Annotated in this window: 9 protein-coding genes and 2 pseudogenes; 6 read left to right on the top strand and 5 right to left on the bottom strand. The window is 68.9% G+C overall.

Annotation, left to right across the window (positions count from 1 at the left end):
- A pseudogene (locus CW362_RS28855) lies at positions 1–105 on the top strand (IS5/IS1182 family transposase); the annotation flags it as partial.
- 140 nt (positions 106–245) lie between these two features.
- Here CW362_RS28855 and CW362_RS28860 read toward each other — a convergent pair.
- Positions 246–521: a hypothetical protein gene (locus CW362_RS28860; protein WP_103552544.1), complete on the bottom strand. Its 276-nt coding sequence runs from the start codon at positions 519–521 to the stop codon at positions 246–248.
- 424 nt (positions 522–945) lie between these two features.
- Here CW362_RS28860 and CW362_RS45715 point away from each other — a divergent pair.
- The 4 genes and pseudogenes from CW362_RS45715 to CW362_RS28880 all read left to right on the top strand — a co-directional run.
- A pseudogene (locus CW362_RS45715) lies at positions 946–1,050 on the top strand (winged helix-turn-helix domain-containing protein); the annotation flags it as partial.
- Positions 1,051–1,176: 126 nt separating this feature from the next.
- A complete protein-coding gene (locus tag CW362_RS44835; RefSeq protein WP_112477705.1) occupies positions 1,177–1,401 on the top strand; it encodes a hypothetical protein in 225 nt (74 codons plus the stop codon).
- Between the two features lie 439 nt (positions 1,402–1,840).
- Entirely contained in the window at positions 1,841–2,656 is an 816-nt protein-coding gene (locus CW362_RS28875; protein WP_103552545.1) for a helix-turn-helix domain-containing protein, read from the top strand.
- Complete coding sequence (locus CW362_RS28880; protein WP_376454955.1) at positions 2,653–2,859, top strand: DUF397 domain-containing protein; 207 nt, start codon at positions 2,653–2,655, stop codon at positions 2,857–2,859. Before CW362_RS28875 ends, CW362_RS28880 begins: the two co-directional genes overlap by 4 nt.
- Positions 2,860–2,952: 93 nt before the next feature.
- On the opposite strand, the gene CW362_RS28885 is transcribed toward CW362_RS28880, so the two are convergent.
- The 4 genes from CW362_RS28885 to CW362_RS28900 all read right to left on the bottom strand — a co-directional run bounded on the left by CW362_RS28885 (position 2,953) and on the right by CW362_RS28900 (position 14,762).
- Positions 2,953–8,037, bottom strand: a complete 5,085-nt coding sequence (locus CW362_RS28885) for a restriction endonuclease (protein ID WP_103552547.1) — start codon at positions 8,035–8,037, stop codon at positions 2,953–2,955.
- A 22-nt stretch (positions 8,038–8,059) separates the two neighbouring features.
- A complete protein-coding gene (locus tag CW362_RS28890; protein WP_103552548.1) occupies positions 8,060–10,951 on the bottom strand; it encodes a DEAD/DEAH box helicase in 2,892 nt (963 codons plus the stop codon).
- A gap of 136 nt (positions 10,952–11,087) precedes the next feature.
- Positions 11,088–12,347: a serine/threonine-protein kinase gene (locus CW362_RS28895; protein WP_240658088.1), complete on the bottom strand. Its 1,260-nt coding sequence runs from the start codon at positions 12,345–12,347 to the stop codon at positions 11,088–11,090.
- Positions 12,348–12,563: 216 nt separating this feature from the next.
- A complete protein-coding gene (locus CW362_RS28900) occupies positions 12,564–14,762 on the bottom strand; it encodes an N-6 DNA methylase (RefSeq protein WP_206301081.1) in 2,199 nt (732 codons plus the stop codon).
- 240 nt (positions 14,763–15,002) lie between these two features.
- On the opposite strand from CW362_RS28900, the gene CW362_RS28905 reads away from it, so the two are divergent.
- A complete protein-coding gene (locus tag CW362_RS28905) occupies positions 15,003–16,229 on the top strand; it encodes a ParB N-terminal domain-containing protein (RefSeq protein WP_103552550.1) in 1,227 nt (408 codons plus the stop codon).
- Positions 16,230–16,324: the final 95 nt, after the last annotated feature.

A 16,324-nucleotide genomic window follows, 5' to 3' on the forward strand; every position in this document is an offset into this window, starting at 1 on the left:
ATGGCACGGCTGAAGTCCTGGCAGATCTTCCGCAGATCCCGCATCAGCCCCAACCGCATGAGCGTCATCACCAAAGCCGTCCTCACCCTGGAGAAGCAACGCTGAAAACGCTCACTGGTTCCGGTTCCTGTCGTGCGTAGAACCACCAGATCATCACCGACGGCCCAAGCGCGACAACCTGGTCCAGTCGGCCGGGGACCCGCTCGCAGAGTCCCCGGCAACACCTGACGCGCCGACGAGGAGGATCAACTCCCGTTGGCCTCGGTCCACTTCGCGAGACCGACGATGCCTCCTTGTTCAGCGGCATCGAGCGCTTCCTCGGCGCGCTTCACTGCACTGGCGAATTTTCTCAAATTGTCACGATTGAACATCAGAACGACAGTGGATTCCTCGAAGGCATCTTCGTCCTCGCTATGCGTGAACAGAACAGCGTGATTGCCGAACTGGGCATCATTCATGACACTCAGCTTCGCGTAATCTGAGCCGATGACGGGGATGTTGTCGATCTCTACGTTGAACATTTTCGGGGCACTGGCTTTCGTAATTTTACGCCGCGCGGAGCGGCTTTCTATGCTGGGCGTTCTGCACGCTTGCATATCTGAACACAAACTTGATCTCCGGACAAGGCGTCGGGTAGTAAGGGGCCTCGACTGCTTGCTCCGTCATCCATTGGATTTTCCTCGATTCGCTTCTGATGGTGTGTCAATTTAACGACTATGTCCTGCATTTGGTGATGACGGAGAGTCGCTGGCGGTCGTGTGGAGGATGTCAACGAGTTTGTACGGGCGATATTCTTTGGGTTTGTCCCTGTTGGTCCTAGGGGGTGTAGCTGACGAAGGTGAGCGGATCGCGGGGCGGCATGGACTCCGCTGATCAGACAAGTGCGTTCTGCAATAAAGGAGTTGCTGACCTTTTCGGGTTGTCTTCGAGTGGCGAAAGCGCGTCAGCGCGCTGATCGGCCGCCGGTTCCAGGTCAGTTGCTCGATTGCGAGAATCTGGTGGCTGCTGCACCGTCATGGCTGGTCCTGGCAGAGTCCGCCCCGGCGCGCTCGAACGCGACGAACACGCCGTCAAGCTGGGGAAGAAGGACGTGTGGCCGCAAGCGGAAGGATCGCGGCGGCGCACGGGACCTCGATCGCCGCACTGTGCTGCTGCCGGTCCTGTGGAAAGTTCCGGATGATCTTCTGGCCCCGCTTCCACTCGCCGCTGAAGGGTGTACGCAAGAGCTTCGCCCGTCAGGACTGCTCTGACCTCCTGGTCCGCGCGCACTTGCGGCTCGGCGCCCCGATCATCGTCGTCTGGGGCAATCTCAGTACCCACAGCACCGCAGAGCTGCGGGAATACGTCGAGGGCCACGACTGGCTCACGGCCGTTCGGCTTCCTCCAGCAGCCTGGACTTGAATCCCGTGGAAGGGGTCTGGTCCCTGCTATGGCGAGGACCGATGGCCAACACCACATTTACCGACCCCGACCACCTCGGCGGCACTCTCCGCCGAGGCTTCGCCCACATCCGGCACCACCCGGAACCCGTCGACGGCTGCCTCTCTGAAACCGGCGCGACTCTCGGCCCCGGCACCTGAAGCTAATCCGACGAGGTCAGTAGACGCTCCCCCGACGCGTGACGACATCCACGAGCTGCCCGATCTGGGCTGGGGCTGTGTACAGGCCGGTGCTCTGCGCCGGAGAGGGCGCTGGTACGCGGTGCGGGGGAAGCAGTGCCGAGTCGGGGGACAGGCGCGATGCGTGTCTCTATGGTGAGCGGAGAGTGAAGGTAGCGCGCTGTACAGCAGGCTTTTGTACTGGTGTTTCTGGGCAGGGTGGGGCGAGGGAGACGGCACCGTTGACGGGGAACGGCGAGAGCGAGACGGGCGTCATCCGGTGTTTCGGACAGCAGGTACGGCTGCTGCGGACGAGCCGGGGACTGACCCGGGCGGAGCTGGGAGCGAAGCTCGGGTACAGCGAGGACATGGTCACGTCGGTGGAGCTGGGGCGGCGGATCCCGAAACCGGATTTCATCGACCGGGCGGATGCTGTGCTGGAGGCCGGCGGCCTGCTGGCGGTGATGAAGGAGGAGGTGGGGCGGGCCCGCTACCCGGCGTTCTTCCGGGACGCGGCGAAGCTGGAGGCGGAGGCGGTTGAGCTGTATGTGTACGCCAACCAGGCCGTGCCGGGGTTGTTGCAGACGGAGGAGTACGCGCGGGCGGTGTTCGGGGTGTTGCGGCCTCCACTGGATGACGTGGTCGTCGATGAGCGGGTTGCCGCGAGGCTGGCACGGCAGGAGATCTTTCACCGCAAGCCGTCACCGCTGATGAGCTTCGTCATCGACGAGTCCGTGCTGCGCCGTCCCATTGGTGGGTGGAACGTACTGCGCGGACAGTTGGAACAGGTGTTACTCGTCAGCCGCATCCGGCACGTCGAGGTGCAGGTCATGCCGCTGGATCGTGAGGAGAACGCTGGGATGGCCGGTCCGTTCACCTTGATCGAGACGGATGATGGACGCAGGATCGCGTACGTGGAGGTACAGAACGTCAGCCGGGTGCACAGTGATCGGGAACCGGTGCGGGCCTTGGAGGCCAAGTACGGGACGCTGCGCGCCCAGGCGCTGACGCCTCGCGAATCGCTTGCGTACGTCGAGAAGTTGTTGGGAGAGATTTGAACACCAACAAGACAATGCCGGGAGCGGATGCGTCCCTGTGCTGGCTCAAGAGCAGCTACAGCAGTGAGGAAGGCGGGGAGTGCGTCGAAGTCGCCTTTGATGCGGTTGCCGTCCATGTGCGTGATTCGAAGCAGGCGCTGGAGCGTGGGCCTGTACTGAGGGTAGGGCCGGCTGCGTGGTCGGCGTTGCTTGAGGCGATGTGAGCCGCCCGCCTGATAGCCAGGCGGGCGGAGTTGCACGGGGGCCGTGGAGGTCGGCGCCTCTCGCAGGAAGACGCCGACAGTTGCGAACGGAACTTAGGCTTTACGGCTCCCAGGCGAAGTCCAGCGGCCAGAGGCGATCTCCTCGTCCAGGCGAGCTTGGAAGTGGGCGTGCGCAGCGCGCATTTCGGCCTCACGGTCCGCCTTGTAGAAGGGGGCGGTGTAGCCAGTCGGAGGCGGAGTCGACTCCGGGTTCTCCAAGTGGGTCAAGAGATCGATGTAGTCCTGCTTGGTCTGGCCGTAGCCGTAGGTGTTGTGGTTCGCGGCGATCTTGCGGCCTTTTGCATCGAAGTACATCTTCGACTCGTAGTCGGAGAGGACCGGGTAGCGGGAGTTGTAGATCGCGACGAGTTGGTCGGCGGTGATGCCTAGCCATACTGAAACGAGCGCGTCGAGCTCGACGAGGGCCGCCCGGCGCTCGTGCTCCGTGCGGAGCGGGGTGTCGTACTGCCAAGTGGACTTTAGGTGACTGGCGAGTGGCTTGAGGTTTGGCCAGCCGGGGTTGGCCCAGTTCTCATAGCCGGACCAGGTGGGGTGCAGCAGCTCTTCCCAGAGAGGTGCGTAGGCGTTGGTCAGAGCGTTGAGGCGAAGCGTGCGAAGGAGAAGTGGGTGCGCAAGTGGGTGATCGGGGGCAGGCGCGGGCATCTTGGGCGCGTCACCGATCTGTAGGTGGGCGCGACCTGTAACCCGGAGAAGATAGTCGAGTGGAAGCGATGCCCAAAACCCTGCATTCAACACTGTCAGGCGGTTGTCCTTGAGTGCCATGGAATGGACGCCGTTAACGTGGGTTGGGCCTGGTGGGATAACTGCGGCAAAGAGGCTGCGCTCGGTATCGAAGGGGATCATTTCACGCCACGCCAAGCGAAAGAACTCGGTGTAGCGGCGGTCACCCCAGACATCCTGGGCCGAGATGTATTGGTCGTTGGAACAGGCGCGCACATAGTTGGTGCGAGGCACGAGATCGTTTGGCAGCTTGGGCAGATCGAAGGATGACCAGTCTCGGTTGGTCCGGCATGGATTGTTGGGCTGCTTCCCAAAGGGAGTTGCGCCGGCGATGTGAGGACCTTGGAGGATCAGGTCATCGAGTGCAGTGATTTCGGTAGTGGACCACCGGATGAAGCCGTCCTTCTTGCCGTTGGCCTCATCGTAGCCGCGGGTGATTCGTGGCCCAAATTCTGCAGTCCGGTGTTCCGCTGCTGAGAGCGCGCTGATGGCATCCTGCTCGTTAGTCGTTACTGGATACAGCAGCGCCGCCTCCGTGTCCGGGGTTCCGGTTTCTCCGGAAAGTTGATTCCACTCGGCGAGGCGCTCAGGGGTGACTGTTACGAGTCGCGCCATGTGGGGGCGAAGTTCCCATCGGCCCTCGTGTTTGATGCCAGGCAGCGGACCACGTCCATCGTGTTGCAGGGAGGCAGTCAATGTGGCTGGATCGAAAAGCCAGCTGAGATGTCTGAACGAGACCTCAGAGGAGGCTCCGTAGACGTTGATGCTATATAGCCGTGTTCCCTCTACCTCGTCAAACAATTGGAGGCGGTTGGAGAAGTGCGCGTGAGTACGCAGGTGTTGGTACGTTGCGTTACGGAGTTTCCCTTCCTTAACTCCGCCGAAATGAGTATCAGGGTGGATGAGTCCGGCCATGCCCTGTGAACTGTTGTGGCTCCATACTTGACACATGAAGCCTCTGTACATGTCGGGTTGAGTGCCTGCCAGTAGCGCGTACGTCGTAGGGCTTCCAAGCGTCGCCACAGTTCCGGTGTTTGCTGAGAGTTCACTCAAAAGGTAATTGAGTGACTTGCTCGACTGATTGAGGGCCTGGCTCTTTCGTAGTTTCCATTCCGCCGCACCTGGCTTCTCAGTCAGCATGAACCATGGCTCCATTTCAGCCAAAATCACATCCTCATGCCAACGCGGCCGGACCCAAGGCGGATTCCCCACTTGCAAGTCATACCCGCCTCGGGCAAATACCTGCCCGAACTCCAACTCCCAGTGAAAGAACCCCTGCCGCTCAGCCACATCCCGCACAACCCCCGCCCACGGATACCGCGACTCCAGCGAGTAGAACCGCTCCATGCCCATCCACTCGGGCAACTCGTCCTCGTACCGCTCCAGAGCGTCCAGCGTGTCGAACTGGGCCACCAGCGAGTCCACGGCCACGTCCTGCGTACCCAACAGCGACTCCGCGAAGTCCAGCCAGTCGTCTAGCGACGCCAGCGCGATCACCGGGCGGCGCTCACCCCGGATCTGCTCCTTGCGGCTGCCGCCCCGCGCGCCCTTCGACTTGACCTCGACGACCTGCACGTCACCGAACAGGTCCTCCGACTCGTACGTCTCCCGCGCCGACGCACCCGACTGGACCGGGGCTGCCGACACGGTCCACCCCGCCGACTGCGAAGCAACCTCCGCCGCCCGCGCGTACGACTCATGCGAACCGTCCAGCAGCGCAGCGCTCTGCACCGGCCAGAACCACAACGCGCACCACGCGTCCATGAGCGTCTTCAGGCGCCAGTACGGAGTGTCGACCGCCTCCAGGTCGGCCTTGACCTTCTCCCTCGGCACCGCGACCTCGGGTGAGCGCAGCCAGCCCTCCTCCGCGCCCCAGACGTCGATGCGCCGTGAGATCTCCCGCTCGGAGATCTCCAGCCGGCGGACGACCAGCCCCCACAGGTACTCGGCCCGCCGCGCCAGACCCTGCAACCGCTTGGTCTGCGCGGGGCTCGGGGACTTGGTGATGGCCTTGCGCCAGGCGGCCAGCGCCTTCGCCTCCTCCGGGGCCAGCGCCTTGGCCTCCTTCTCGGCGGCGACCGCGCCCCACTCCTTAGCCGGGAGGAGGAAGTGGTGGACAGAGCCTTCAGGCAGCTCGGTGCCGGCCAGCGCCTCCGACAGCGGGAAGCGTTCCGGGGTCGTACCCAGCCAGCCGCCCTTCTTCAGCCGCTCGGCCCCGTACACCTCCCGCCGCCCGCCGATCAGCGAGTTGCCGCGCCGCAGGTGCAGGCCGAACCAGGGGGCCTCCATGCCGGGGTGCATGGTGTTCAGCCACAGTGACACCTCCGCCAGCTCCACCGCCGTGTTGTTGAGGTCCACGCCGTAGGAGTTGTGCAGGGCGATGTACGCCTTGGCCTTCTGGAGCTCGACCGCGTACTTCTCGGTGTCGACGGCGACGCCCAGTTCGTCCTGGCGTCGCCGCAGGTACTCCGCCGCGACCTGGTTGATCGCCTCGTTGAGGAACGCGCCCGAGCCGAGCGCCGGCTCGCAGATCTTCCAGTCCAGCAGCTCGCGCGCCTCGGTGACCGTGTTGTCCTGGTCCAGGCGGTGCTGCAAGGCCAGTTGGACCGTCACCCGGGTCAGCGACTCGGGGGTGTAGTAGGAGGCCGAGGTCTGGCGGTCGCGGCCGGACAGGCGGTACACGAACGCGCCCGGCGCGTACCGCACGCGCTCCTCCACGCCCGTGTCCTCGTCCTTGTGGCGGACGAACACCTCGTCGGGGTACTCGTCGGCCTTCGTCGCCGGGACCAGCCAGGAGCCGTCCTTCGGGTCGCCGTTCTTGGCGACCTCGTACAGCTCCTCGCCCGCGACGAAGCCCGTGTAGGACATCAGGCCCTCGTACACGGCGCCGAGCTGGTTGATGCCGAGCTGGGCGTAGGAGATGAAGCCGCCGCGCTCGCGCTTCTTGCCGCGGGTCAGCATCAGCAGGCGCAGCACCCGGTACAGCGTCTCGTTGCGCAGGCGGGTGTCGAGGAAGCGTTCCCCGCCCGGCTCACCCTCGCCGCCGGCCTCCGCCTCGGTGTCGACGCGCGGGTCCGGGACGGTGTCCCGGCCGATCAGCCGGATCGCCTCCGGCTCGAACAGCTTCGAGTGCAGGGGCTCGAAGCGTAGGCCGACGTCCTCCGACGTCTTCGCGGTCACGGCGTCGGCGGACTCCGCGTCCACGCCGTGGGTGCGGCGCGGGCGGTGGCCCTCCTGGACCTTGCGGAAGAGCAGGTCCAGCGACTCGTACAGGTAGAAGCCCTTGCGGGACTTCTCGTCGACGAGGTCGCGCTCGGCGATCAGCTCGCCGAGGCGGCCGAGGCCGTAGCCCATCTGGTACTCGGGGTAGTCCGAGGGCAGGATGCCCAGCTCGGGGCGGGCCTCCGCGTACAGCAGGAACAGGACGCGGTACAGGTAGCGCAGCGACTCGCGGGTCAACTGGCGGCCCAGCTCGGGGAGTTCCTTGACCTCGTCCGGGCGGACGCCGGCCTCGCGCAGCCGGTCCAGGACCTCGTTGGCGATCAGTTCGACGCTCAGCCGCAGACCGTCGCGCAGTTCGCTGGAGACGCCCACCGCGTGCTTGGTCGACTTGTCGAGGAGGGAGGCGAGGGGGTTCTCGCCGCCCTCCTCCGGGGTGCGCAGCGAGTCGGCGCCGAACAGGGCGGCCACCGTGTCGAGTTCGCCGCCCGCCTTGACGTCGTTGCGTTCCAGCGCCGCGTCCAGCGAGACCGCCAGGTAGCGGCCCTCGCCCCACGCGGCCCGGTCGGCGAGCACGACCACGCCGCCGACCAGCAGCAGGACGTAACGGGGGGCGTCCTCGCAGGCGAACAGGAAGGAGGCGAGCTTGGAACCGGTGGCGACGGTGTGCTGGCCGTCCAGGCGCAGTTCGTCCAGGAGGCGTCCGGCGCCGTCGGGGTCCAGGGCGTCGTCGGGCTCGGCGGACCAGCCGCAGTCCAGGGCGACGAGGTCCTTCTCCGCGTGCGCGACCTTCACCTCGTGGGACTGATCGGCGCGCACGACGGTGAGCGTGCCGGGCTTGGCGTCGAAGCCGAGGGCGTGCAGCACCTCCGCGTTGAGCGCGTGGACGCGGTCGCGCCAGTCGGGGGCGTCGTACGTCACGGCGTCGTCGCCGGTCGCCGCCCGCTCCTCGTCCATCGTGAAGTAGGAGCGGGCCGCGAAGTAGGGGCGGCGCAGCGCCCGCAGGCCCGCGCGCGGGGTGACGGGCAGGGCGCCCTCGGGCCGCTCGGTGCCGGCGGCGTCCTCCTCGCGCTGCTTCCACTCGGCGAGCAGACCGGACTTGAGATCCTTGGGAAGGACCTCGGCGAGGTAGTGCGCGGAGAAGTAGTCACCGCGGTTGACCAGGCTGTCGTACGTCATCTTCGTGAACCTCTGCGGTCGGTCAGGCGGCGTGGGCGGTGGCGGGGGCCAGGACGGCGAGCACCCGCAGCATCGGGCGGCCGGTGGTGAGGAGGGAGTCCGCGAGGGAGGCGAGGCGTTCGCGGGTGCCGGTGGGTGAGGCGGCGCCGTTCGTCAGCGTCGGCTGCTCCCAGGAGCCCAGGCGGGTCTTGTATTCCTCGATGGGGGCCCGGAGCGGTTCGTTCCATGCGGCGCGGTGCCGCTCCAGGAACGCCTCCGCGGTGTCCAGGACGCCGGGGATCGCCTCGGCGAGGTGGGCGGGGTCGTGGGCGAGACCCGGGTTCGCCATCGTCGGGCCGACCTTCGCACGGCGCAGCACCGCCACCATGTCGTCGTCGACCTCGCCGTCCGTGGTGACCGCCATCCACTTGACGACGGTCGGGCGGCCGAGCGCGTTGGAATAGATGCCCTGGACGAGGTACGTGGGTACCGGCACATCGGCCGTCAGCACCGGGGCCTCCTGGCGGTCCAGGCGGACCAGGACCTTGTCGGTGAGCCACTCCATGACCGGGTGCAGGTCGGTCAGCAGGGAGATGTCGGGCCAGCTGGAGGTCGCCGAGGCGCGGGCGCGCGTCAGGCTGTGGTCGGCGAGCCGTCGGTTGAAGGTGACCTTCAGACGGTCGCGCAGGCCCTGCTCGCGGACGTAGTCCGGGGGCAGGGCCTTGAGGCGGTGGACCAGGTCGGAGGGCGGGACGAAGGAGAGCAGGCCGGTCTCGGGGTCGGCGGCCAGGTCCAGCCGGTCGTGGGCGTCCGGGTAGACCTCGCGCAGCGCCTCGTCGAGGAACTCGCGGGCGGAGGCGAACAGCCGGGGCACGTGCGCCCTGGGCACCGCCCCGGTGCCGTCGCCGCCGCCCGTGCCGGTGGTGGCCGCGTCCTCCTCCGGTTCGTCGTTCACGGCGCCGAAGAAGTCGGCGAGGAAATCGTCCATGCCGTCGTCGGCACCGTCGCCGGAGGTGCGGTCGGTGTCCAAAGACTCGTCCACGGTGCGACCCCGCAGCAGGTCCTGGATGAGGGACTTCTCCTCGGCCTCGGCCCGGTAGAGGCCGGAGACCGCCTCGGCCGTGCCGAGCGACTGGTGGGCCTGGGCCTCGCGCTCCAGCAGGCGCTCCGCGACGAGCGTGTCGTCCTTGGCGCCGTCGAGGGAGCTGGTCAGGATCAGCGCCCTGAACTGCGGCTGGTGGGCCTGCCCGTAGCGGTCGATGCGACCGTTGCGCTGCTCAATGCGGATGAGCGACCAGGGCACGTCGTAGTGGACGAGCTGGTGGCACTGGCGGTGCAGGTTGACGCCCTCGGAGGCGACGTCGCCGGTGAACAGGATCCGTACGGGCGTGTCCGCGAGACCGAAGTCCTCCACGCACTGCATCTGCTGCTCGTCCGACAGGCCGCCGTGCATGACCCGGGCCGCCTCCTGGGCGGCCTTCCCCTTGAAGCCGAGGGCCGTCGGCACGGTCCGCGCCAGCCACTCCAGGGTCTGCACCCGCTCGGAGAAGACCACGACCCGTTTGTCGGACCTCGGCCCGACCCCGATCTCCCGCAACTGCTCCAGCAGGGCCCCGAACTTGCCCGAGTCCTCCTCCGCCATGCCCGACGCCAGTTCGAGAAGCCGGTGCAGGGCCGCGCGCTCGGCGGACGTCGCCTCCGGGTCGTCCTTCTTCTCCAGCGTCTTGATGCGCGTGGCGACCGTGGACTTCAGCGCCGCGTGGGAGGAGAGGAAGGACTTCAGCAGCGTGTACGGGAACAGGGGGACGTCACTGACCGACTTCGAACCGTCGGACGGCAGCCAGACGGCGGCCAGCTCGTCGAAGACCTTCTCCTCGGCGGGAGTGGCCGTCACCCGGATCGAGCGGGAGGGGCCGCGGTCCGCCCACTGGCCCTTCATCTGCTCGCGCACCTCGGGGCTGACCTTGGTGCGCCGGATGAACAGGTGCTTGATGTCCTCGGCGCGGTAGTGCTCGGGGTCGCGGATCGCGGCCGGGTCGAGCAGGGAGATCAGCTCGGCGAACGAGCGGGCGTCGCCGTTGTGCGGGGTCGCCGAGGCCAGCAGCAGGGCGTCGGTGTGCGGGGCCAGCGTGCGGGCCAGCTGGTTGCGCAGGGAGCCCTTGTTGATGAGGTTGTGCGACTCGTCGATGACGACCGCGTCCCAGGTGATCCGCTCCAGGTGGTGCTTGTACTGGGCGGTGTTCTTCAGGGTGTCGATGGAGACGATGACGCGCTTGAAGTACGTGAAGGGGTTGCGGCCGGCCGGGATCTCCCGCTGGATCCGCTCGATGCCCACCGAGTCCAGGCGCACCAGCGGGATCGCGAACCGCGTCCACAGCTCGTGCTGGAACTGCTCCAGGACGTGCTGCGGGGTGACGACGAGGATGCGCTCGCCCCGGCCGCGGCGGATCAGCTCGGCGAGGGTGAGGCCGATCTCCAGGGTCTTGCCGAGGCCGACGACGTCCGCGATGAGCACCCGGGGGCGCAGGTTGCGGCCCGAGAGCGCGAGCTGCGCGGGACGCTGCTGGTAGGGGAGCGAGTCCAGTAGGAAGGAGTCCGCGAGGGCGAGGCCGCGCTCGGCCTGCGGCAGCGGCGTCTTGCGCAGGACCGCCTCCAGGAACAGGCGCGAGCGGCGGAAGTTCGGCGAGTCGTCCCGCACCAGACGGGTCCGCCGCGGGTCGAGCAGCTCGATCCGGTCCAGGCCGGTGAAGAACACCGCCTCCTGGTCACGCACGAAGTCCGAGGCGCCGACGGCCTCGATCCGGGCGCCGTCGTGCTCCGTCCGCGTCGCGTTGCGGACCAGCCACACCTCGTCCCGTACGAGGATCTGGGCGCCCGGCGGGAACTGGGCGTCCTCGCCGCTCGTCGCGGGAGCGGTGCTGAGGTCGGCGGTCACGCGGGTGCCTCCTGGGCGGTCGTGTCGGTGGGGTGGGTGTGTTCTGTCACGGGTGGTCCGGTGGCGTCACCGTCGAAGCGGCGGGACGCGCGGACGAGTGGTCGTTCGGCCATGTGCGGCGGGCCGGGTGCGGGTCTCAGAAGGGAGCGCTCGCCGCGTACGCGGCTCGGAGGCGTTCCGCCGTCCTGCGGGCTTGCAGGGAGTGCCGCGGTGTGTGCGTCGATTCCCGGGGCCGCTTGGACGCCGTGGGCGGGCGGTCCGGCGCCGGCCGTTCGCGGCGGGAGCCGTCGGAGGGGTCCTCCCTGACGGTGGGCGTGGGGTCGGGGGACTCCTGGGGCTCCGGGTCGGAGAGGTCGGGGACGGTCTCGATCACGGTGGGGGAGGGAGCGGGCGAGTCGGGGAGGGGCGGGGTAGGAACGTCCGGGGCGGCGGAAGCGGTGTCCGTGCCCGGGGCGTCGCTCGCGGGGGTGGGCCACGGGAGGGTGGGGGAATGGTCCGCGGGCGTGGCCTTGTGCCGTTGTCCCGCGGTGTGCGCGGTGTGCGTGGTGAGCCTGCGACGCGCCTGGGCGATCTTCATGCCCTGGGCCTCGATCACCGAGCGGCACTGCTGCACCACGTCGGTCAGCGAGGGCCGGTCCCCGGCGTCCTGGGCGAGCATGCCGGTCAGGAGCGGCAGCAGTTCGCCGGGTACACCGGACAGGTTCGGGGCCGTGTCGGGGTCGGTGACGAGGTGGAACACCATGTACGGGGTCGCCGCCTCGTGCGGGTAGTGACCCGTCGCGGCGAAGAGGAGCAACGCGCCCAGCGCGTACACGTCCACGGCCGCGGTCAGGGGCTTCACGCCGGCGGCCTGCTCGGGGGCCATGCAGATCGGGGTGCCGACGACCTGGTGGGGAGCGGTGAGGGAGACGTGCGACTCGGTGAAGGCGGCCAGGCCGAAGTCGATGATCTTCGGGCCGTTCGGCCCGAGCAGGACGTTGGCGGGCTTGAGGTCGCGGTGGAGCAGGTCCTGCGTGTGCACGGCCGACAGCGCCTCGGCGAGGACCGCGCCGAGCGCGGCGGTGAGGACGGACGGGAGCGGTCCGTGCGTCTTGACGTGCCGGGCGAGGTCCGGGCCGTCCACGTACTCGGTGGCCAGCCAGGGCTGCTCCGCCTCCGCGTCGGCTCCCAGGAACGCCGCGATGCGCGGGCCCCAGATCGTCTTGAGCACCTCGATCTCCTGCGAGAACCGCTGACGGGACTCGGAGTCCACGACCGACGGCTTGATCACCTTCACCGCGGCGGGTTCACCGCCGAGGGACTCCCCCAGGAAGACCTGGCCCATGCCCCCCTGGCCGACGCGGCCGAGGAGTTCGAAGTCGCCCAGCGAGGACGGGTCTTCGGGGTTCAGGGGCATGATCTGCACGTGTGTCCTCGAAATTCGGTCGTGGCAGGCGTCTGATCAGCCGTGATGCGCGCCTGGAGACACGGTAGTGGATGCGGTCGGGGGTAGGTACACGGATTGCGGAACAGGAATGTCAACCTCTCCGGGTGGAGAACTCGTGAAGAGTCCCGATCGGGTGTGACGGGGGCGAGGGTGGCCGTGGCGACGATGCGTCGCCCGGAACAGGTCCTAGGGGGAGGGGTGGTCGCCCGGCGGACGTGGGGTCGTCTCCTGTGACGGCAGTAGTTGCCCCCCGGTCAGCCCGCCCGCCAGCAGTCGCGCCGTTTCCTCCGCCAGCCGCGTGGCCCGCCGGGCCTCCGCCCGCAGCGAGTGCACGTGCCGGAACGCCTCTCCGTACAGCCGCTGCTCCTCCAGCGGCAGGAGGGGAACGCGCAACCGCCCCGGGCTGACCGTCAGGACCGTGCTGCCCGTCGACGCGCCCGCGATGTTCTCCTCCCTGCCCAGGAACCCGGCTAGGAACCATGGGTCCAGGCGTGCCGGGTCCGGCCGGAAGAGGTGGACGTTGCCGAGCAGTGCCCCGGCCTCCTCCTCGCCCGCGACCCGGACCATGGGGCCGTCCCCGCCGACCATCACCCGCACGAGGACGTCCCCGGCGGCGATCACGGGAGCGGTGTCGTCGTACGGTCCTTTCGGGGTTCCCGTGGGGCCCGAACCGGAGGCGATGTCCGAGCTGGTGAGCACGGGCCGGGTCTCCGGCTCCCCGTCCTCGCCGCTCTCTCCCCGCGCGGCCTGCGAGCGGGTGCGCACGGTGTCGGGCAAGGGGCGCAGCAGGGTGAGCGCTCCGCCGCGTGTCAGGTCGGACATCGTCGCTGTCCGCCATTCGCGGGCCGCGGTGCCCGCGGTGCTCCAGCCCTCGTGGCCGGCTGTCCGTGTGAGGGACTTCGCGGCCTCGACGAGGTTCCTGCGGGCCGTGTCGACCTGCGCCGACAGTTCCGCGGGGTCGATCTCCGCCCGTGAGGCCCGTACGAGCCGCGCCGGGGTCAGGTCCACCACGTCGTCCAGCAGGTCCACGACACCCGCCGCATACGCGACACCGGGCTCGCCCTCGAAAGTCTCCGGGTTCTGCGTGAACGCCCGCCAGGCATCCAGGGCCCGTGCCGTGGTCTCCGGCCAGTCCACGGACGCGGACCGGCTCCCGCCCCGCGTCCGTGCGGTCGCCGCGGTACCGCCGCTTCCGCTCCCGGTCGGCCCCTGGGCGTCCGCCGCCGTGTCCACGAACAGGACCGACTTGCGCTCCGGGCCGCCCGGTTCGGGGCGTTGCAGCACCCAGATCTGGAGACCGACGTGGAGGGGCACCGCCGCGCCGGGCGGTAGCGCGATCACCGCGCGCAGGGCGCCGCTGCGCACCAGCTCCGCCCGGATGCGGCGGCCCGACGCGCGGCCGGCCACGGCGGGCGGCAGGATCAGCGCCGCGTGACCGCCGGGCGTCAGGTGGGCGAGCGCGTGCTGCACCCACGCCAGCTCCGATTCGGCGCGCGGCGGTACGCCGTACGCCCACCGGGGGTCGTAGGCGAGCTCGTCATGGCCCCAGTCCCGGACGCCGAACGGCGGGTTGCACACCACCCCGTCGACGGCCAGCTCTGGGAAGGCGTCCGTGCGGAGGCTGTCGGCGGCGCGCACGGTGACCGTGGCCTGCGGGGCTTCCAGCATGAGCCCGACGGCGCTGCGCCGGGCCTGCACGGGAAGCATGTCCTGGCCGTGCAACTCACGCGCGCCCCGGCGGGCGGCGGCCGCCAGGAGTGTGCCGCTGCCGCAGGCCGGGTCGAGGACGCTGACCGGGGGGCCGGTGACGAGGAGGGCGAGCAGGTCCGCGAGCGGCTCGGGGGTCAGATACGTGCCGGACGCGGCGCTGTCCTCCAGTTCCCGTTCCGCGAGCACGCTCAGTGCCGCCTGGCCGCCCTCGTCGCGTACACACGCGTACAGCGCGCGCAGCACCGAGGCGTCACCGGCCCCGAACCGGACGGCCTCCGCGGCCGGCACGGTGTCAGCTGCGGCGGACGCCTCACGCTGCGCGCGGGCGACGAGGTCCGCGTCCGGCAACCGGGCGGCGGTCGTCAGCTCCTCCGGCGAGCGGCCCGCCGCCGCGAGAACCAGGAGGAGCAGGTCGGACGACGTACCTCCACCGCCCTGCGCGTGCAGGCGCAGGGTCGTCCGCAGCTCCTCCGACGGGCTCGCCGCCGAGACCTGACCGCGCGAGGCGAGCCAGGCGCGCACCGCCTCCAGGTCGTACAGCGGACTGCTGTCCGTACCGCCGGACGGGGCCGGGAAATCGTCGTGCCGACGACGCCAGTTGCTGACCGTGGCACGCGTGACCCCGGCGATGCGGGAGATCTCGGCGGCGGTCACCTGGGCGGATGACTGGGGCATGGGTGGAGTCCTGGCTCTCTTGGTAGCGGACGTCAACAACTTACAGCACTCGTCAAATCTGTAAACGTGTTTGACGATGCTTTCAGTGCCGTGCTTATCTGTGACTGCTTCCACTGGGAAGCGGTCGTCCGGTAGGTCATCTGCCGGAGGCGTGCCCACAGGTCGTGCCGTTCCGGTGCGCCGGGCGATACCGCAGCAGGCGCCGTCCGTGCCCGCTCACAACACTCCGGGGGGAGTTCCATGCGCCTCACCATGCCGACCGGCGTCATCGAGGGGACCCAGTTGGCCGTCATGCCGTTCCGTGAGGACGCGGTCGTCGGGACGATGTCCGTGCCCACGCTCGTCCAGCTCGTGCCGTCGCCGCGCGCCGAGGAGGACCCGAGGAAGCTGAAGGCGGCCTCGGGCCTGGTGCGGCGTCACGCCGAGCTGCGGGCGACCGTGCAGCGGACGCTGAAGTCGTCGCAGAAGGGCAGGAACGTCGCGCCCTACGCCGAGTACATCGCCGCCGGACTGAAGGGCGAGCTGGGAGCCGCCTGGTCCACGCCTCCGGTCACCTTGTGGCATGCCGGACCGCTCGCCGCGATCAGCGACGAGCTCGTGCCGGGCAGCGGCGTGCGCACGCTCACCGTCACCCCGGGCACGATGGTCGTGGCCATCGACGGGGAGACGCAGACCGCCGCCTGGCACGAGCTGTACGACGACCCCGAGACGTACGGTCTGACGTACCCCGAACTCGCCCGCGTGCGCGTCCCGTTCGAGCTCTACGTCGACCTCGCGCCGGCGGACGCGCGGCAGATCTTCTACGACCGCAACGTCCAGGGTGTGACCGTCGCCAAGAACCTGGCCATGTCCATGGACCAGCGGGACTTCGGCACCCGTCTCGCGCACGTCGTCGCCGACTCCGTGAAGGTCGAGGTCGACGGACAGCAGGTGCCGTTCGGCCGACTCGTCAACTCCAGCAAGAGGCAGGTCGCCGCCGGTGACCGCGAGGTCGTCACGCTCTCCGCGCTGCGCGCACTCGTCGTCACCGCGATCTACGGCAAGGGCGGCCTCGCCCGCTCCGCCGAGTCGGTGCACGAGGACGAACTGCCCGTCGGTACCCGCGCCGAGGAGGTGGAGGCCGTCGTCGTACCGCTGCTGGCGCGACTGATCTCCGAGCGGTTCCCCGCCTTCGCCACGCGCAGCGCCCTCACGGCGCCCGCCGTCCTCGCGGGAGTGGGCATCGCGGCCCACCACGCCATGCCGTGGAGCGAGGCGGCCTCCCGCATCGGCGCCGACGAGCTGGACCGCCTGCTCGACGGCATCCGCTGGGAGCGCGAGGCCGCCTACTGGGACGGCGTCGCCGCGAAGGCCGGCACCTCCGGACGCCTCAACTTCAGCGGTGGCGTCAAGGATTCGGGCGGCCGAGTCGCCGACGCGATCCTCTACCCGGCCACCGAGACGGGGCGGAAGATCCGCGGGCTCTGAGCCGCACCACGCCTGCCGTACGGCGCCGCCAGGCATCACACACGCCGAACCCGACGACATCGCACGGCCGCCCGGCACTCGGCGGCCGAACCCAC

The sequence above is a fragment of the Streptomyces populi genome, from assembly GCF_002911015.1.
GTDB classification, from domain to species: Bacteria; Actinomycetota; Actinomycetes; order Streptomycetales; family Streptomycetaceae; genus Streptomyces; species Streptomyces populi.

Coding starts and splice junctions, on each gene's coding strand:
- CW362_RS28895 (WP_240658088.1), bottom strand. CDS start 12,347: ATGCCCCTGAACCCCGAAGACCCGTCCTCGCTGGGCGACTTCGAACTC.
- CW362_RS28885 (WP_103552547.1), bottom strand. CDS start 8,037: ATGACGTACGACAGCCTGGTCAACCGCGGTGACTACTTCTCCGCGCAC.
- CW362_RS28860 (WP_103552544.1), bottom strand. CDS start 521: ATGTTCAACGTAGAGATCGACAACATCCCCGTCATCGGCTCAGATTAC.
- CW362_RS28905 (WP_103552550.1), top strand. CDS start 15,003: ATGCGCCTCACCATGCCGACCGGCGTCATCGAGGGGACCCAGTTGGCC.
- CW362_RS44835 (WP_112477705.1), top strand. CDS start 1,177: ATGATCTTCTGGCCCCGCTTCCACTCGCCGCTGAAGGGTGTACGCAAG.
- CW362_RS28900 (WP_206301081.1), bottom strand. CDS start 14,762: ATGCCCCAGTCATCCGCCCAGGTGACCGCCGCCGAGATCTCCCGCATC.